The organism is Methylomonas sp. (assembly GCF_023228165.1).
GTDB lineage: Bacteria > Pseudomonadota > Gammaproteobacteria > Methylococcales > Methylomonadaceae > Methylomonas.
Genome location: NZ_JALOBS010000011.1, coordinates 1 through 16,804 on the forward strand (window position 1 = coordinate 1; position 16,804 = coordinate 16,804).

At 50.4% G+C, this 16,804-nt stretch carries 17 protein-coding genes and 1 tRNA gene; 7 read left to right on the forward strand and 11 right to left on the reverse strand.

Translation table 11 applies throughout. From position 1 onward, the window contains the following. Positions 1 to 146 precede the first annotated feature (146 nt). Positions 147 to 380, reverse strand: a complete 234-nt coding sequence (locus M0R33_RS09745) for an HTH domain-containing protein (protein ID WP_292568249.1) — start codon at positions 378 to 380, stop codon at positions 147 to 149. 639 nt (positions 381 to 1,019) lie between these two features. After that, a complete protein-coding gene (locus M0R33_RS09750; protein ID WP_292568251.1) occupies positions 1,020 to 1,520 on the reverse strand; it encodes an outer membrane protein assembly factor BamE in 501 nt (166 codons plus the stop codon). 113 nt (positions 1,521 to 1,633) lie between these two features. Here M0R33_RS09750 and fur point away from each other — a divergent pair, with 113 nt between their 5' ends. From fur to lolD, 3 genes are read left to right on the forward strand one after another with little or no spacing between them, the layout of a single operon-like run. Beyond that, on the forward strand, positions 1,634 to 2,050 hold the full coding sequence (gene fur / locus M0R33_RS09755) for a ferric iron uptake transcriptional regulator (RefSeq protein WP_292568253.1): 417 nt from the start codon (positions 1,634 to 1,636) through the stop codon (positions 2,048 to 2,050). Positions 2,051 to 2,061: 11 nt separating this feature from the next. After that, the gene (locus M0R33_RS09760; RefSeq protein WP_292568255.1) at positions 2,062 to 3,309 is read left to right on the forward strand and encodes a lipoprotein-releasing ABC transporter permease subunit; all 1,248 of its coding nucleotides are present in this window, start codon (positions 2,062 to 2,064) and stop codon (positions 3,307 to 3,309) included. Then, positions 3,302 to 3,979 (forward strand): lipoprotein-releasing ABC transporter ATP-binding protein LolD, encoded by a 678-nt coding sequence (lolD, locus tag M0R33_RS09765; RefSeq protein WP_292568256.1) that lies wholly within the window; start codon positions 3,302 to 3,304, stop codon positions 3,977 to 3,979. Before M0R33_RS09760 ends, lolD begins: the two co-directional genes overlap by 8 nt. Positions 3,980 to 4,102: 123 nt before the next feature. On the opposite strand, the gene M0R33_RS09770 is transcribed toward lolD, so the two are convergent. The 3 genes from M0R33_RS09770 to M0R33_RS09780 all read right to left on the reverse strand — a co-directional run bounded on the left by M0R33_RS09770 (position 4,103) and on the right by M0R33_RS09780 (position 6,735). Continuing rightward, entirely contained in the window at positions 4,103 to 4,681 is a 579-nt protein-coding gene (locus M0R33_RS09770; protein ID WP_292568258.1) for a hypothetical protein, read from the reverse strand. 145 nt (positions 4,682 to 4,826) lie between these two features. Continuing rightward, the gene (locus tag M0R33_RS09775; protein WP_292568260.1) at positions 4,827 to 5,342 is read right to left on the reverse strand and encodes a DUF2062 domain-containing protein; all 516 of its coding nucleotides are present in this window, start codon (positions 5,340 to 5,342) and stop codon (positions 4,827 to 4,829) included. A 103-nt stretch (positions 5,343 to 5,445) separates the two neighbouring features. After that, on the reverse strand, positions 5,446 to 6,735 hold the full coding sequence (locus tag M0R33_RS09780; protein ID WP_292568262.1) for a PepSY-associated TM helix domain-containing protein: 1,290 nt from the start codon (positions 6,733 to 6,735) through the stop codon (positions 5,446 to 5,448). A gap of 84 nt (positions 6,736 to 6,819) precedes the next feature. On the opposite strand from M0R33_RS09780, the gene M0R33_RS09785 reads away from it, so the two are divergent. Next, positions 6,820 to 9,135: a DNA internalization-related competence protein ComEC/Rec2 gene (locus tag M0R33_RS09785; protein ID WP_292568264.1), complete on the forward strand. Its 2,316-nt coding sequence runs from the start codon at positions 6,820 to 6,822 to the stop codon at positions 9,133 to 9,135. A gap of 9 nt (positions 9,136 to 9,144) precedes the next feature. Here the strand turns inward: M0R33_RS09785 and M0R33_RS09790 are convergent, their stop codons facing one another. The 6 genes from M0R33_RS09790 to M0R33_RS09815 all read right to left on the reverse strand — a co-directional run bounded on the left by M0R33_RS09790 (position 9,145) and on the right by M0R33_RS09815 (position 14,139). Continuing rightward, positions 9,145 to 9,588: a roadblock/LC7 domain-containing protein gene (locus M0R33_RS09790; protein WP_292568266.1), complete on the reverse strand. Its 444-nt coding sequence runs from the start codon at positions 9,586 to 9,588 to the stop codon at positions 9,145 to 9,147. A gap of 20 nt (positions 9,589 to 9,608) precedes the next feature. Beyond that, positions 9,609 to 10,022: a roadblock/LC7 domain-containing protein gene (locus tag M0R33_RS09795; RefSeq protein WP_292568268.1), complete on the reverse strand. Its 414-nt coding sequence runs from the start codon at positions 10,020 to 10,022 to the stop codon at positions 9,609 to 9,611. Between the two features lie 38 nt (positions 10,023 to 10,060). Continuing rightward, positions 10,061 to 10,603, reverse strand: a complete 543-nt coding sequence (locus M0R33_RS09800; protein WP_292568270.1) for a V4R domain-containing protein — start codon at positions 10,601 to 10,603, stop codon at positions 10,061 to 10,063. 23 nt (positions 10,604 to 10,626) lie between these two features. After that, positions 10,627 to 11,379 (reverse strand): OmpA family protein, encoded by a 753-nt coding sequence (locus M0R33_RS09805; RefSeq protein ID WP_292568272.1) that lies wholly within the window; start codon positions 11,377 to 11,379, stop codon positions 10,627 to 10,629. A 210-nt stretch (positions 11,380 to 11,589) separates the two neighbouring features. Continuing rightward, on the reverse strand, positions 11,590 to 12,420 hold the full coding sequence (locus tag M0R33_RS09810; protein WP_292568512.1) for a fructosamine kinase family protein: 831 nt from the start codon (positions 12,418 to 12,420) through the stop codon (positions 11,590 to 11,592). A gap of 57 nt (positions 12,421 to 12,477) precedes the next feature. Next, on the reverse strand, positions 12,478 to 14,139 hold the full coding sequence (locus tag M0R33_RS09815; protein ID WP_292568274.1) for a glutamine--tRNA ligase/YqeY domain fusion protein: 1,662 nt from the start codon (positions 14,137 to 14,139) through the stop codon (positions 12,478 to 12,480). 227 nt (positions 14,140 to 14,366) lie between these two features. Between M0R33_RS09815 and rpoH the strand changes: the two genes are divergently transcribed. The 3 genes from rpoH to M0R33_RS09830 all read left to right on the forward strand — a co-directional run bounded on the left by rpoH (position 14,367) and on the right by M0R33_RS09830 (position 16,793). Next, positions 14,367 to 15,221: an RNA polymerase sigma factor RpoH gene (gene rpoH / locus M0R33_RS09820; protein WP_292568276.1), complete on the forward strand. Its 855-nt coding sequence runs from the start codon at positions 14,367 to 14,369 to the stop codon at positions 15,219 to 15,221. A 57-nt stretch (positions 15,222 to 15,278) separates the two neighbouring features. Next, positions 15,279 to 15,363, forward strand: a tRNA-Leu gene (locus M0R33_RS09825). Positions 15,364 to 15,539: 176 nt separating this feature from the next. Then, positions 15,540 to 16,793: an integrase arm-type DNA-binding domain-containing protein gene (locus M0R33_RS09830; RefSeq protein WP_292568278.1), complete on the forward strand. Its 1,254-nt coding sequence runs from the start codon at positions 15,540 to 15,542 to the stop codon at positions 16,791 to 16,793. Positions 16,794 to 16,804 lie beyond the last annotated feature (11 nt).

Here is a 16,804-nt window from a genome sequence, read left to right on the forward strand (position 1 = left end):
GAAACAACAGCGGCACGAATGCTTGTTTAATCGCCGGACTCGCAGAACGTGACGCTTTCCACGCCTTCACATAACGTTGCACCGCACTGTAACCACCGACATAGCCTTCCACCTGTAGGCATTCATATAAGCGTTGAGCCGTGCGTTTACGTTTTTTGCCGGGTTAATGCCGCATCGGTCTTCAGCCATGTCGTCAATTGCTCGAGATAAGCACCGAGTTTCAAATGAGGTTGATGTTGGCGAGTGGGATAAACCGGCTCTTCGACGGTTTTGAGGTGTTTGCGAATAGCGGGGCGGGACAGCTTGAACTGTTTCGCCAAGTCACTGATGGTGACCTTCTCAACGAAATGCAGGCGTCTGATTTCGGGTATGACATTCATTTTTATCACTCCAGAATTGTGCGGCAAAAAGCCGGGCATTAAACAACCTGGGGTCCACTTTACTTTTCCCCAGGACCCTGGAAAGTTTTGCACGCCGTTTTGCACAAATTCTTCGGCCGTTAATCTGTGCGGTTTTCGTTAGATCGCATCGGGTATGCCTACTTTTTATCAATATCGTGCAAGGAAGATGAATGGATTCAGTATTCGCGAATGTCGGCGTGACGCTTTGCCAATTCATTACAAATTAGCCCACGGTATTTTCCAGTCTTAGCAGGTGAGCGTCGGTTTCCAGATCGCGATATTCGGATAATTTGGTCGGCGTCCTGGCCGTCTGCAAAGGCTTTGCGGCTCAATGCTGGTGATGTCGATCACACCCGGCCAAAACATCCGGAATGTCGGATGAAAATGCCGTTGGGTTCGCCGGCCGGATTCAGTAGGTCCGGCACAGTGCAGGGGCGCCGACATCAGCGGTGACCGCCAAAAGGTATCTGTCTAAATGGCTCAAGCATATCTGCGAGGCTGGATTGTGTAGGCGGATTTATCGATTGTTAAAAGATGTCTGCTATAACGTCAGGCGGATATACGGTAATATCGAATCAGGCCGACTCGCAGTTGAAAAAGTAGTGGCAGGTAAATGGCCTATTCGTTTAATAAGTCAGATGGCTTGCTCTCCGGTTTAACCGGCAAATCGCCGGAATTCTCGCTACTGAACAGGCCGGTAATTTTTTCCCACATGGTTTTATCCAAATTGCGTTTGGGCACATCCACGGTTGTTTCGGTGGATTCTTTGATGACCGGTAATTGGCTGGGCCGAAAATCGCCTTGAACGCCTACCAGATTGTCGCCGTTAAAATAAAGAGAAATGCGTTTTTGTACCCGGGCTTCGCCGCCAGGTTGATCGGAATATAAATAATCCCAGCGCCGTTCGTGGAAAGTATCGGCCAGCATTGGCGAGCCCATGATGTAGAGTACCTGCCGCTTGCTCATGTTGGGGCGCAATTGGTCTACCATGGATTGATCGATCATATTGCCTTGTTCTATATCGATGCTGTAGACGCCGGGCAGGTTGTTGAGAATAGTTTCGCAAGCAGTCAACGTCAGTGCGGCGGCAACGGCGAGCAGGAAAACGGTTCTTTTCATGGTTTGAGGTGGATTATGACCAAAAATGGATAAGCATTATCCCATAATTCTCGCAGCGACTCGGGGCAAAAAACGCTACAATGCAGCGCTACTATGAATGATGAGCACAGGCTATGGAAACACAGGAATTACGCAACGCAGGCTTAAAAGTCACCTTGCCCAGAGTCAAGATTCTGGAGATTCTTGAAAAACAGGAAGATGACAGGCATTTGTCGGCGGAAAAAGTTTACAAAATTCTGCTGGCGGAAGGCGAAGAGATTGGTTTGGCTACGGTTTACCGGGTCTTGACCCAATTCGAAGCCGCCGGTTTGGTGAATCGGCATCATTTCGAAGGTGGGAATTCCATTTTCGAACTCAATAATGGTAGCCATCACGATCATGTCGTTTGTATGAAATGCGGCAAAGTCGATGAATTTTCCGACGAAGTCATTGAAAAGCGGCAGGTCGAAATCGCCCAGCGGTTAGGCTACACATTGGTGGAACACAGCCTCTATCTCTACGGCTATTGTGCCGATTGCAAGAACCCTTAATCACTTATTGCATGTTTAAACCTCTGATTCTTTATATCGGGCTGCGCTATACGCGCGCCAAACGCCGTACCCAATTTATTTCGTTTATCACACTAACCTCCGTGCTCGGTATTGCCTTGGGCGTAACGGCCTTGATTACGGTGTTGTCGGTCATGAACGGCTTTGAAGCCGAATTACGCGAACGTATACTGGGCATGACCTCGCACACCACCATTACCGGCAGTTACGGACAATTGGATGATTGGCAAAGCGTGGCGGAACGTACCCGTAACTTGCCGCATGTCGAAGGTGCAGCGCCGTTTATCCAAGGGCAGGTGATGGTGAATGCCGACCGGCAAGTCAGTGGCACCCTGGTGCAAGGGATTTTGCCGGACTACGAGCCTAAGGTTTCCGAAGTGGGCGAAAAGATGAAATTCGGTCGCCTGGATGACCTGAAATCCGGCGAATTCGGCATCATTTTAGGGGCGGAACTGGCCAGTTATCTGGGCGTATTTATGGGTGACAAGGTTACCGTCATCACGCCGCAAGTCAATTCCACACCTGCCGGCATTCTGCCGCGTTTGAAGCGGTTTACCGTGGTCGGTGTGTTTCAAGTGGGTATGTACGAATACGACCGCAATATGGCGCTGATTCACCTGGATGACGCCGGTAAATTATTCCGCATCGCGCCTGCCGTGTCGGGCTTGCGCTTGAAACTGGACGATTTGTTCAACGCGCCGTTGATTACCCAGGATATCGCCGATGTGTTGGGTAACGACTATCGGGTCAGCGATTGGACTAAGGCGCATAGCAATTTTTTCCGCGCCGTACAAACCGAAAAACGGGCCATGTTTATTATCCTGTTGCTGATTGTGGCTGTGGCGGCATTCAATATCGTTTCTACTTTAGTGATGGTGGTGACGGATAAACGCGGCGATATTGCCATATTGAAAACCCAAGGCCTGACCAATCTCTCGGTGATGGGTATTTTTATCGTATTGGGTTGCGTGATCGGTAGTGTGGGCACTTTGTTAGGCACCGTGGGCGGCATCGCATTGGCGCTGAATGTGGAAACCATTGTGCCGGCGATTGAAAAAGCCTTTGGCGTGCAATTCATGGCCGCCGACGTCTATTACATCAGCGAAGTGCCTTCCAAACTGATCTGGGGGGATGTTTACTGGATCGCCGCCACCGCATTTTTCCTGTCGCTGCTGGCTACTCTGTATCCCGCTTGGCAGGCCTCGCGAATCAATCCGGCCGAGGTGTTGCGTTATGAGTAAGCCCGTGATTTTGGAATGCCGGCAGCTCACCAAGCGCTTCGTGCAAGGCGATCTGAATGTCGAAGTTTTAAAGGGTGTGGATGTGTCCATCCATGCCGGACAGCGGGTGGCCATTATGGGCGCCTCCGGTTCCGGCAAAAGTACTTTGCTGCATTTATTGGGCGGTTTGGAAAAACCCAGCTCGGGCAGCGTGATTTTGGACGGTTCGGATTTAAATAAGGTCGGCTCGGCTAAATTGAGTCAATTGCGCAATCAGTCCTTAGGCTTTATCTATCAGTTTCACCACTTACTGGGCGAATTTACCATTCTGGAAAACGTGGCCATGCCGCTGCTGATCGGCAAACGCCCGATCAAACAGGCTCAGGAGCAGGCGGCGGAATTGTTGCAGCGGGTCGGCTTGGGGCACAGAATTTTGCATAAACCCGGCGAACTGTCCGGCGGCGAACGCCAGCGCGCGGCCGTCGCCAGAGCCTTGATCAACAAACCCAAATGCGTACTGGCCGACGAGCCGACCGGCAACCTGGACAGCAAAACCGCGGATCAGATATATCAGTTGATGTTGGAATTGAATCAGGAATTACAAGTCAGCTTTCTAGTGGTCACCCACGATCCGGAGCTGGCGGGCCGCATGGATCATGTGTTGCATATGGAAGATGGGTTGATAGTGTAGGTTTTTATAAGCAATTAAATACAACGGCCTGGGCAAAGCATTGACTCGAATTTGCTCAGGCTACATATGAACTAATATGCGTCGTATTTGGCGCTGTGTGGCTTGCCTAATTAGGCTCGTTTCTCATTTACCGAACAACCTGGACAAAAATGTCTTGTGTTTAGAGGAGATCGACAGAACCATAAATTTCTCTTTAGAGATATGCGGGCAATCTTCATCATGTTTAAAACCGACAAGCGTTTCCGCAACCTTCAAAGGGATTTCAACAATGTAATCAACATCTGCATATTCCCCATCATCGGCGTTTTGCGCCTCTTCCATTTCCCTTTTTATTGCCGGAAAGCATTCAGGAAGCTCTCCTGCGATATCTAGGTCTTTTGGACTGTTTTCGCTTTGATGAGATATCCACCATTTTTGATTACCAGCAGACCAGAATTCCAATGAGCTTGCCATCACATGTTCTTCGATGAGACAAAAAAGTACATCGCGTTCAAGCGAAATTTCCGCCAGCTTTTTTGAGCCGATAATGGGACTATCGTACTTATTGCACCAAATTATGCGCCAGCCTGTGTCGAGCTTTGCCATTAATGCAGCTGATTCGGGAAATTCTTCTGTTTCCCCTGTTGGCGTGAGATTCAAATCGCCCAGCAGTTTTTCTGCATCTTTCTCATGAACCGCACACCAAGTAATTGAGAATCCCATAACTCACCAATCTCAAGAAATAAAATAAGTGCGAAAGGAGCGTGGCGACGATAGCCGGGTTACTTACGTCTTTTTAAAATAATGGCCGTTGCTTTACCTATTGGCTCGGCATGAACCGCGGAAAACAACCAAACCATTGGCTAATTTAATTTCCAGCCCGGACTTTTTTCCGCACGTTCCAGCGATGCGTCACATTCCAGCGCCAAAAGGCGTTCATGCCGAAATAGCCCAGGGTTGAACAGGTAATGCCCAGCACCAGACAGCCGAACAAAAACGGTCCGCCTATGTCCGCCATACTGGAGAAGACGTTCTCAACGGAAAATTCGCCGGCGAAATGCGGTTTATTCAAGATCCAGATGCCGACCCGGTAGGCAAAATAGAATAATGCCGGCATGGTGATGGGGTTGGTGATCCACACCAGTGCTACCGAAATCGGCAGATTGGCGCGTACGAATAACGCTACTGCGGCCGCCATGGCCATTTGCGTGGGGGTGGGCACCCAAGCAAAAAACAAACCGACCGCAAAAGCCAGCGACACCGAATGCCGGTTCAAATGCCATAAGTTCGGATCGTGTAACCTGTCGCCCAAAAAATGCAGGCTTTTGATGGCTTTGATTTTTTCCGGGTCCGGTAAGTATTTTTTTATTATTTTTTTGGGCATTGCGCTACTCTGTTAGTCAAGCTGTGCGAGAATTCTAACAGGTTTTATTGCTTCGGGATTTAAGCGTGGATTATTTGGTTGAATACGGTAAACGGGCAGTTGGTCATTTTTTATAGCGATCAATAGTTTCAGCGGTTTTGCGGATGGCACGAATCACCAGCGGTTCAAGCTTTTGCATCAACCAGGTGTGTGTACGATAAGAATAGCCGGCTAGCTTTTTAGCGGCGGTTCGGCCGAGGCCGGCGATATCGATGGGCCTGTCCTGAATAAGTCCTTTACGGTATAGCCAATGAATCAGACCACTCAGCCAAAGCGCTAACGGAGTCAGGCCGGCGAAAAACCAGATTAACCGCCCCCAGTCGCCAAATGCTTCGCCGGTATGTATCGGCCATTGCCAGGTGGTAAAGGTTTGGCCGGCGCTGAATAAGCTGGGGTTGTTGACGCTACGAATCTGGCCGCTCCAGCGGTCTACCCAGACATTGGTAAACGGGTGGTGCTGATTGAGTTCCCGATGTTGGCGTAAGTTGATGCGATAGGTGCCCAAATCGCCGGTCGGGGTGGTGACGCGGCGTACTTCGGAACTCGGAAACAGGCCGCGGGCGACTAAAACCGCCTCGCTAAGCGTAATGGGTTTGTCATTTGGTTTTGAGGTACTGCTGACGTTGGGGCCGGCATCGCCGTGGCCCATGCCGGACGAGGCAGTCAAGCTTTCCAGCAGGTCCGGATAGGCCAGATGAAAACCGGTGAAGGCCAGCATGAGTAAAATGCCGGCGCTCAGCAAGCCTAACAGACGATGCATGTCGAGCAGCAGTCGCATCAGACCGGCATTGTGCCTTAGCGTAAACGCCCGGGATAATCGCGCAACGCCTGGCCACCAGAGATATAAACCGCTCGACACGGAAATCATTAATAGCACCGCCAGTGCCGTAACAAAATTCCGCCCGGATGCTTCCAGTTGTAGATGGGTGTGCAGATCAAGCAGCCAGGTGGTGACGGTTTGCCCCCAGAAGCGGCTATTGATCACCTTGCCGGTGTAGGGGTTGACTGCCACCATCAGCGGCGCGTAATAGCTGTCCACGCTTTCGGCGGGTTTTTCGAACCAGGCCGTGATTGTGCCGTCGGGCGTGCTGGGCATTTCCAGGGTCCAGGCACCGTGCCGATTGGGGTGGTGCTTGCGAAGTTGGGCCAAGACGACATCCAGGGATACCGGTTGGCTTTCTGGTTGCTCGATAACCAGTTCAGGATTAAGCAAGGCGTCGAGTTCAGCGCGATAGACACTCAGGCTACCTGTTAAACCCAGCAGTGTGAAGAATAAACCGCACAGCAACGCTAAGTAGAGATGGCATTTAAGCCAAATGGTCCGAGTCAAGCAAAAACGAAAACGTGGTGGCATGAAAACTTGTGGGATAAGAATAACTAGCAGTCTAGGAATTATTGCTGAGCAGTTTACAGGCCTGTCAGCGCAACCGCAAAATCCTTGCACGCTATCCGGGTGGTTTATGCCGGAAGAGAGGTAATCGTGTATGTGCTGGTTTTTATAGTGGGTATTGGCTGGGTGCAGCAATGGGCCCGGTTGCCCGATATTCTGGAATGGGGGGTGCTGCTTGGCTTGACATTATTATTGGCTTATAGGCGCTACTGGCACCTTTGCCTGTTGGTGCTGGGAGCGATTTGGGCCAGCGCTTATGGCGCTTGGTGTTTGACGGATCGATTGGCTAATGATTTAGAAGGCAAAGACCTATCGGTGCAAGGTTTCATCGTCAGTATCCCCAAGCAAACCGAGCATCGGGTCGGTTTCGATTTTAAGCTGACGCATGATAACCCAGGCGTACCAAGTAAATTACGCTTGAATTGGTATTATCCGACCCAATCGATTAAAGCCGGGCAAACCTGGGAGATGACAGTAAGATTGAAAAAACCGCATGGCCGCGGTAATCCGGGTGGCTTCGATTACGAAGCCTGGTTGTTTGCCAATCATATTGGCGCCACCGGCTATGTGCGCTCAAAACCCGAACCACGGCGGATCGATACGGCATTTTCCATTACCCGCTATCTTGCAGTATGCCGGCAAACCATCTCCGACCGGATGGATGAGCTCTTAGCGGACAGCGATCAATTGGGTGTTATTAAGGCACTGACTATCGGCAGCCAGGATTTAATTAGCCGGCGGCAATGGGAGGTGTTCAGATTAACCGGGATTGTGCATTTAATGGTAATTTCCGGCGCGCACATCGGTTTGGTCGCGGGCGGTGTATTTTTGATGGTTCGGTGGCTTTGGGCGCGGGTAGGTATTTTAGCGGTGTCCCCGCAAAATCCGGCGGCGCTGTGCGCTTGGCTGGCGGCACTGTTTTACGCGGCATTGGCCGGCTTCTCGATTCCGGCGCAGCGGGCGGTTTTGATGCTGACTGTCGGGCTTTGGGCGCTGGTCTGGCAGCGTAATACCGCAGTCATGCAAGGTTTGCTGATGGCGTTGCTGGTGGTGGTATTAATCGATCCACTGGCGCTGCTATCGGTGGGTTTTTGGTTGTCTTTTAGCGCGGTTGCGTTGTTGCTGTATATCTCAGCCGGCCGACTGGGAAGGCCGGGATATTGGCGGCGAGCCGGCAAATTGCATCTGTCGATGGCGCTGGGCCTGTCGCCGCTTTTGTTGGTGTTTTTTCAACAAATATCCCTGGTTGCGCCGTTGGCGAATAGCGTGGCCGTACCGATAATCGGTTTGCTGGTGATGCCATTGTCCCTGTTAGCCGCGGCTACGGTTTTTTGCTGGCCGGAATTGGCATATTGGTTGTTATGGCCGGTTGAACGTTTATTACGCAGCTTATGGTGGCTTTTGCAGCAATTGGCTGACTGGCCGCCCGCCAGCCTGTCCTTGACCGCTCCGCCTTGGTATGGCGTGCTGTTGGGCACCTTAGGCGTGTTGCTGTTGCTGGCACCGAAAGGCATGCCGGGCCGCTACTTAAGCCCGTTTTTATTGTTGCCGCTGTTTTTTGTGAAGAGTGATAAGCCGCGTTATGGCGAGTTGTGGTTTACCTTGCTGGATGTAGGGCAGGGCTTGGCCGCTGTAGTGCAAACAGAACAGCATGTCTTGGTCTTCGATACTGGAGCCCAATATAGTCAGCAAGCCGATATGGGCGAAACCGTGGTTCTGCCTTATTTACGTTACCGGGGCATCGCGACGCTGGATGGCTTGGTGATTAGCCATGGCGACAATGACCACAGCGGCGGCGCTAGCTCTGTGCTGTCCGAAATGTCGGTATCCGCGTTATATAGCAGTGTGCCGGAATGGGCGGAGAGGTCGGGCGGCTTGTATTGCGCAGCCGGGCAGGGCTGGCATTGGGATGGGGTTGAGTTCAAAATGCTGTCGCCTGGACCGGAGCCGTTTAGTGGCGAAAATGACAATTCCTGCGTATTGCAAATCAGCAATGCAAAGCATGGTTTGCTGTTGACGGGGGATATTCAGCGGACTGCCGAGCAGTGGTTGGTAGAACATTACGGCGCGGCCTTGGCCAGTTCGGTGCTGGTTGCGCCGCATCATGGCAGTAAAACATCATCGAGTGCCGGTTTTTTAGGGCAAGTACGGCCGGAACTGGTTTTAATACCGGCGGGTTATAAAAATCGTTTCGGCTTTCCGCATGCCGCCGTGATGCGGCGCTATAAAACCATGCATATCAACAGCTTCAGCACTGCGGAAGTCGGAGCGATTAGTTTAAAAACCGATGGTGCCGCCATGCATGTTGAGTTGACGCGCAAACGTTTTAAGAAGTATTGGATGGACTATAGGTCTGAAAGATAAATGTTGGTATTAAGTTTTTCGGTTCAGCGCCGACGCCAAATTAATTTCTTTAGGGCTGGAAATACATAACATTAACGGCCCGATGCTCAGCATGGCTACCTTGTTTTTGGCCCCGACCACAACAATTTGTTCGAGTTCGCCCAACCCAAGCAAAGCGGCGCCTTGTTGCGCCGCGCGCGCACTTTCCTGCACCGTGGCGCCGAACGCATCGATAGCGGCAAGCTGCGCCGATTGAGCTAGAATCAAGCCATCGTGGTAAGCCGCGCAAGCGGAAATGCCTTTGATCTTACCGACCTTGTCCACCAAAGTCTGTACGGCATTGATGAATTCGGCGCGTTTTAAACGCATTTTTTCGCTGACGTTGATGATGTTGGACGAGGATTGCCGTTGCGATATCGCATATTCGTCAGCCAGACGACTTAACTCTGTTAATTGTGTTTGAAACCAATGCATGGGAAAGTTTGACGTTTGCTTTAATGATTAAGGTAATGGCTAAACAATTTTTTCAAAACCGGAATGGTTTCTTTTAATTCAAAGCGCACCCGGCCCAATAAGGCGTCTCTTTGGGTTATCAAGGCCAGCATAAAACCGGCTTCGACAGGCGTCGATAGAATAAAACCTTCGGTGTTTTCACAAATCACCATGTTGGTGGAATGGTGACCGACATGTTGAGCAGCCCTGGCCGCCGCACCGAATACTACCTGCACGGAGGCGCCGATCGCATCGGTGTTGACTTCCGACTCGCGCTGAATGTGCGTGACCAAGCCGTCGCTATCGACGATTGCCGCGGCAGTTACGCCTTGTATACTCATCAGGTTACGTAAAATGGCATCTATTTCGCCGGATTGTGATTTTCGGGTATCAAGTGGGTGTATGTTGCTGCTCATGGTGCTCTCCTGGATTCTTGAAGTTGTAATAATCTTGTTTAGAGCAGGTCGACCCGAATTAAACACGTTTTATCACCCAGCGCATTGCATTTGGTTTCCGTTGCCTTGACGTTCCGATTAAAAAACGTTTTGACTATGCCGCCCACCATGCCGGCTTCGAAATGGCAAATTGGGGCCGAGACATTATGTATACCCGCGCAGGAAACGCATTCGTCGACGCGCAGCTCCAGTCTGCCGGCGCTTAAGTCCACTTTATCGGGAACCACCAAGCCGATACTGAGTTGACGGCAAAGCAGCCTTATTTTGCCGACATAGGTTTCCAGGTCTTTATCGATATTGGCGGCAGCCAGCCTCCCCATTGCCAAACCCAGACTTTGACCGGAGTGATAAACCAGCGAAGGCGCTCCTTGTCCCAATATATCTTCAACATTCGAACCCAAAGCCACCATTCGCAAGGCTTGAAAAAGCCTGATGGGGATCATGGGCCCCAGGTCTGTACGGTTTTCAATGTCGAATTGGCCGGAAATGATACCGTCGAGTATCTGTTGTTGCGCAATTTGATAATCTGTTTTGTGTGGCATGGTTTATGTCCTATGAAATTCGGTTAGTGGTCCCGGCAAGTTAATTCGACGCGGCGGTTTTGGGCGGCCATGATTGGCGTGTCGTTCGGCACGGCGGGACTATCCATTCCTTCAGAGGCTATCGCGATCATTTCGGCTGGGATACCGGCGGCCGATAATATTTTTTTTACGCTATTCGCTCTAGCCAAGCCTATGCGTTTGTTAACTGCCGCAGAGCCCATATTGCAGGTGTGACCCGTTAGTTTGATGGTGTTGGAACAGCTTTTTGCCGTATGGATTAAATCGTCTTTTGCGGATTTGTCTAGGAGGCTAAGTGTGCTTGAATCAAATTTGAAATGCACGGTAAACAAAATAGCAGGCGATGTTGCGGCTGGCACTTCGTTTTCCGGGGGCGCGGCGGCGGGTTCAAGATCGACCGCTTGTTGCGCAGGGGTGTTCTCGGTAGCGGCAGCTGAATTGTGATGGTCGATGGCCGAATCGGTTTGACGGCTAGCAGCCTCCTGTTCCGGATTTGTTGAAGCAGGGTTATTACCTTCCCAGGTCGGATTGTGGGTGGATGCCAGGGAAGGTACGCTACTGTCGGTTTGTACCGATATTGATTTTGGCTGCGCGGGTTGAGTTTGAATGTACAGTAAAAACGCGCCGATCAGACCTGCGGCGATCAAAGCAGTTAGCCAGAATGGCGGATACCCTTTGGCCGTATCGTTAGTGGCATCGGGAAGTTGCAGGATTCCATCCAGACCGTCGTAATCAACAGAGCGTTGCTGCTTCTTCATGCCTATTCGCTACCATTTAATATCAGTGCGTCAGAGTATAGTCCTTATTGAAAGAGTGATAAACCGCGCATTTTTGGAAAATTCCTTGCCGGTAGCCGGTTTGCGCGGAGCTCAAAAAGGCATGGCTTTATGTGGTTAACAAACAATAGGTTATGACGTCAGGCGCGACACGGTATTGCGTTCGTCAGTGTGGAACTATTTAAAAACAGCTTATTTCAGTTCCGACAACAGCTGTTCAATCATGCTGCTGGCTTGGCTGAGATAGCCGCCCCCAAATAAATTCAGGTGATTCAGGATATGGTAGAGATTGTAAAGTGTCTTGCGGGTCTTATAGTCAGGGTCCAGCGGATATTCTTCGTTATAGGCGCTGTAAAAGCCCGTTGCAAAGCCGCCGAATAACTCAGTCATGGCGATATCGGTTTCCCGGTCGCCATAATAGCAAGCCGGATCGAACATAATAGGATTGCCCCGGCTGTCACTTGCCGCATTGCCGCCCCACAAGTCGCCATGCAGGAGTGACGGATGGGGTTGATGGCGGCTAAAAAAGGCCGGAAGTTTTTCCAATAGTTTCAGTCCTTTGGTTTGTATGGAACCGGTAAAGCCGTTCTCGGCGGCAAACTGCAATTGCTTGGCCAATCTTTGCTGTTGCCAGAAATCGATCCAATTATTGCTGCGATCGTTATGTTGCGGGGTTGAGCCTATGGTGTTATCGATATGCCAACCGAAAAACGCCTGCGGTTGCCGGTGTACACGGGCCAATTGCCGACCGAACAGGCTGGCGCTGTCACCCCGCAGCGCACCAAGCGCTTGGTATTCCAGCAGCAAATAAGCGTGATTGTCGTGTGCGCCAAATGCCACAACCCGGGGGACTTTAACGTGTTGCAGCGAGGCGAGTTCTTGCAATCCGGCTGCTTCCGCGGCAAACATGTTTAACAGGCTGGCACGATTGAGCTTTATAAACCAATCGATACCGGCGGCTTGTAAGCGGAACGCGGTATTGATATCGCCACCGCCGACTCTGGTCAGACGGTGGTTTTGCAGGTCCTAGTCGGTCACTTGCCGCAGATGCTGTATTAGGCTGGCGCTAACCGGCATGAGTTATTTTCCCCAGCTATCCCGTAGCGTGACGGTACGGTTGAAAACCAGCTTGCCGGGTTGGCTGTCGACAGCATCCAGGCAAAAATACCCGGTGCGCTCGAACTGGTAGCGAACATCGGGAGTGGTTTCCGCCAGACTGGCTTCCACCCGGCAATTTTGCAGAATTTCCAAGGAATGCGGGTTGATGGCATCCAGGAAATTATCCAAGGTGTCTGGGTTGGGGTGGCTGAACAATCTGTCGTATAAGCGGATTTCGGCAGGTACGGATTGCGCTTCGGATACCCAATGAATTACGCCCTTGACCTTGCGGCCTTCCGGGTTTTTCCCCAACGTGGCTGGGTCGTAACTGCAGCGCAATTCAACCACGTGGCCGGCATCGTCTTTAATGACTTGTTCGCATTTGATGACATAAGAACCGCGCAAGCGCACTTCGCCGCCCGGCACCAGACGCTTGAAGTCCTTCGGCGGGTTTTCCATGAAGTCGTCTTGTTCGATCAGGATGACTCTGGAAAACGGCACGGTACGGCTACCCATTTCCGGTTTTTGCGGGTGGTTGGCGATTTGGTAGGTTTCGGTTTTGCCGTCGTCCCAATTTTCAATGACTACGCGCAACGGGCGCAATACCGCCATGGCGCGGCTGGCGCTTTCGTTGAGATCTTCGCGGATGCAGTTTTCCAGCACGGTCATTTCGATCCAGGAATTCTTTTTGGTGACGCCGATACGTTCGCAGAAATCGCGAATCGCTTCCGGTGGTACGCCGGCACGACGCATGCCGGATATAGTCGGCATGCGCGGATCGTCCCAGCCGCTCACCTGCTTTTCGGTGACCAGTTGCAGCAATTTGCGCTTGCTGACGATGGTGTATTCCAGCTGCAAGCGGGCAAATTCGATCTGTTGCGGGTGGCAAGGCGTTTGCAATTTGTCCAGCACCCAGTCGTACAGCGGACGATGGTCTTCGAATTCCAGCGTACAAATCGAATGCGTAATACCTTCCAAGGCGTCGGAAATACAGTGGGTGTAGTCGTACATGGGATAAATGCACCACGTATCGCCGGTACGGTGGTGATGAACCCTGCGGATGCGGTAAATTGTCGGATCGCGTAGGTTGATGTTGGGCGAAGCCATGTCGATCTTGGCCCGCAGCACATACTGACCATCGGCGAACTCGCCGGCCCGCATGCGTTGGAATAAGTCCAGGTTGTCTTCTATAGCGCGGCTACGGTCGGCGCTGGCTATGCCGGGTTCGGTCAGAGTGCCGCGATCGCTACGAATTTGTTCGGCTGTGGAGCTGTCTACATAAGCATCACCTTGCTGGATTAATTGCACGGCGTATTGATAGAGCTGTTCAAAGTAATCCGAGGCATGGTACTTGCCGGCCCAGGTAAAGCCCAGCCAGGCGACGTCTCGTTCAATCGACTCCATGTATTCGATGCTTTCTTTTTCCGGATTGGTGTCGTCAAACCGCAAGTTACATGTGCCGTTGTTCTCGGCTGCCAGCGTAAAGTTCAGACAGATGGACTTGGCATGGCCGATATGTAAATAGCCGTTGGGTTCGGGGGGGAATCGAGTGGCGACCTTGCCTTGGTTTTTATTGACTGCCAGATCTTCGGCAATAATGTGACGTATAAAATTGGATTGAACGATGCTTTCGTTGCTGGACATTTTTGGAATTTAATTATGAGAGTGGTAAGGCGCGAGCCAGGCTCGCTGTTGTTGCATTTTACGAGTTTGGCTGTAGGTCGTAAAGCGATGGCCCGGTAGGGAAAGACGCTTCGGTTAAACCACTAATCCAATTGGAGATTTAAGGCAAAAATTTTTTAGCAAATTGTTAGCACTCCTCTATAGAGAGTGCTAAAATCGGTCTAACGTTATATTTAAGAGAGGTAGATATGAATAATATGTTGGCTTTGCCGATCAATTTGTCGGTTGGGACATTTGACAGTTATTTAAGTCTGGTTGCTCGGATGCCTAAATTGTCAGTCGAGCAAGAATATGACTTGGCTGTGCGTTATCGCGATGAAGGCGACATTGAAGCCGCGCGTGAACTGGTGATGGCTAACCTTCGATTTGTAGCGCATGTGGCTCGCGGTTATGCGGGTTACGGGTTGCCGTTAGCGGATATTGTTCAAGAAGGTAACATCGGTTTAATGAAGGCGGTAAAACGCTTTGATCCAGACATGGGCGTGCGTTTGGTTTCTTTTGCCGTACATTGGATCAAGGCTGAAATTCACGAATTCGTGATCAAAAACTGGCGTATCGTCAAAGTTGCCACCACAAAGGCGCAACGCAAGCTGTTTTTTAATTTACGCAAACTCAAAAAAGATTTGAGCTATTTATCGCCTGATGAAGCGGAAGTTATTGCCGATAATCTGGATGTCGATGTAAAAACCGTTTTCGAAATGGAGCGGCGGCTGGATGGGCGCGATATAGGCCTGGAGCCTAATGTGGATGACTCGGAAGATAACAGCATTGCGCCGATTGCTTATCTCGAACAGCAAAATGCCGACCCCGCCTTGCTACTGGAAAACAGCGATTGGCAGGATAGAAAAGAAGACCTGCTGATGAGCGCTATGTCAGAACTCGACGACAGAAGCCGCGATATTTTAGCGAGCCGCTGGCTGGCGGAAGAAAAAGCTACTCTGCATGAGTTGGCTGATCGTTACAGTGTTTCCGCAGAGCGTATACGGCAGCTCGAGCAAAACGCCATGAAAAAACTCAAGGCGGCAGTGGTGCTGGCAGCGTAAAGCGGTAAAAAAATTATTGCAAAACGCGGAAAAGACTTTATAATGCCCACTTTCTTTGCCGGGGTGGTGAAACTGGTAGACGCGCCGGATTCAAAATCCGGTTCCTTCGGGAGTGTCGGTTCGATTCCGACCCTCGGTACCATCTACTCTTCCAGAGTAGTCCAAAGAAATTTAAAAACCCGCTAGTCGTAAGGCTTAGCGGGTTTTTTATTGTCCGAAGAAGTGCAGTGAAAATCGGTGACATTCATACAAAAGTGTTACCTTATTTGTTACCGTGCCTATAATGGCAAAAAGGAAGGTAACAATTGGGGTAACATAATGGCGTTGAATCTCAATAAAGATGTGGTTTACAGAACAGCTAAACCCAGTGAAAAGGATTATTCCATTAGCGATGGTGGTGGCCTGTTTCTGTTCGTAGGTAAAAATGGCTCCAAGTTGTGGCGTTTTGTTTATACCTTCACGGGAAAGCGTAAAAAAATTGCTTTTGGTGCTTATCCAGCCGTGGCGCTGGAAACTGCCCGAAGGAAGGCTGAAGAAGCCCGAGAGAACATTGCTAACAACATCGACCCCAGTGCTGTCAGAAGAGCAGCCAAGGACGCTAGGCTACAAACGGCAGAAAACGAAAAACGCATTAATGCGGGTTTGCCTGCTATTAACAGCTTCGAGCACATCACTCGTGAATGGATTAATGCTACCGGTCACAAGATACGTGATATTACCCGTCAAAAGAAAGTTAGGCGTTTTGAGCTGTACGTATTTCCAGCAATAGGTAATAAGCCCATTGCGGAAATCAAATCCCCCGATGTATTCAGTATCATCAAACCTTTAATTGCTAAAAATCAACTAGAAACAGCGCATAGAGTAAATAGTGAAATCAGTGCTGCATACGCCTACGCAATCGCTCATGGATTTGCCGATTACGATCCCGCTCAGCCAGTAACCAAACAGATACCTGCGCAAAAAGTTAAACATAACGCGGCAATTACTGAACCCAAAGAAGTTGCACAATTGCTTAGAGACATTTTTCACTATCAAGGCACATTCGTTGTGCAATGCGCTTTCAGGTTGTCTCCCTATTTATTTCAGCGGCCCGGTGAAATTCGGCAAATGGAATGGAAAGATATAGATTTGACTGCTAAAGAATGGCGGTATTTTGTATCTAAAACTGAAATCCAACACATAGTTCCATTGTCAAAACAGGCAGTCAATATTTTGGAAGAAATCAATCAATTGACTGGGCTAGGGCGTTATGTATTTCCCTCTAGTCGTGGCGATGGTAGGCCAATGTCGGATGGAACTATTAGGACTGCTCTTAGGACACTGGGATATGGCAGCGACGTAATGAGTGCGCACGGATTTAGGACCACAGCGTCCACGTTGCTTAATGAACACGGTTGGTCACCAGATGCTATTGAGCGGCAACTAAGCCACATGCCTAAAGACCAAGTCAGGGCGGCTTATAATCGAGCGCAGTATTTGAATGAACGGCGGCGCATGATGCAAACGTGGGCTGATTATTTGGACGACTTAAAGTCTGGAGCGCAAGTGATACCATTTAGAATGCAAGGCTGAATTGCACAATT

What these genes read in the sequence shown, in the direction of transcription:
- M0R33_RS09745 (WP_292568249.1), bottom strand. Translation starts at nt 380, where the DNA reads ATGAATGTCATACCCGAAATCAGACGCCTGCATTTCGTTGAGAAGGTC.
- M0R33_RS09750 (WP_292568251.1), bottom strand. Translation starts at nt 1,520, where the DNA reads ATGAAAAGAACCGTTTTCCTGCTCGCCGTTGCCGCCGCACTGACGTTG.
- fur (WP_292568253.1), top strand. Translation starts at nt 1,634, where the DNA reads ATGGAAACACAGGAATTACGCAACGCAGGCTTAAAAGTCACCTTGCCC.
- M0R33_RS09760 (WP_292568255.1), top strand. Translation starts at nt 2,062, where the DNA reads ATGTTTAAACCTCTGATTCTTTATATCGGGCTGCGCTATACGCGCGCC.
- lolD (WP_292568256.1), top strand. Translation starts at nt 3,302, where the DNA reads ATGAGTAAGCCCGTGATTTTGGAATGCCGGCAGCTCACCAAGCGCTTC.
- M0R33_RS09770 (WP_292568258.1), bottom strand. Translation starts at nt 4,681, where the DNA reads ATGGGATTCTCAATTACTTGGTGTGCGGTTCATGAGAAAGATGCAGAA.
- M0R33_RS09775 (WP_292568260.1), bottom strand. Translation starts at nt 5,342, where the DNA reads ATGCCCAAAAAAATAATAAAAAAATACTTACCGGACCCGGAAAAAATC.
- M0R33_RS09780 (WP_292568262.1), bottom strand. Translation starts at nt 6,735, where the DNA reads ATGCCACCACGTTTTCGTTTTTGCTTGACTCGGACCATTTGGCTTAAA.
- M0R33_RS09790 (WP_292568266.1), bottom strand. Translation starts at nt 9,588, where the DNA reads ATGCATTGGTTTCAAACACAATTAACAGAGTTAAGTCGTCTGGCTGAC.
- M0R33_RS09795 (WP_292568268.1), bottom strand. Translation starts at nt 10,022, where the DNA reads ATGAGCAGCAACATACACCCACTTGATACCCGAAAATCACAATCCGGC.
- M0R33_RS09800 (WP_292568270.1), bottom strand. Translation starts at nt 10,603, where the DNA reads ATGCCACACAAAACAGATTATCAAATTGCGCAACAACAGATACTCGAC.
- M0R33_RS09805 (WP_292568272.1), bottom strand. Translation starts at nt 11,379, where the DNA reads ATGAAGAAGCAGCAACGCTCTGTTGATTACGACGGTCTGGATGGAATC.
- M0R33_RS09815 (WP_292568274.1), bottom strand. Translation starts at nt 14,139, where the DNA reads ATGTCCAGCAACGAAAGCATCGTTCAATCCAATTTTATACGTCACATT.
- rpoH (WP_292568276.1), top strand. Translation starts at nt 14,367, where the DNA reads ATGAATAATATGTTGGCTTTGCCGATCAATTTGTCGGTTGGGACATTT.
- M0R33_RS09830 (WP_292568278.1), top strand. Translation starts at nt 15,540, where the DNA reads ATGGCGTTGAATCTCAATAAAGATGTGGTTTACAGAACAGCTAAACCC.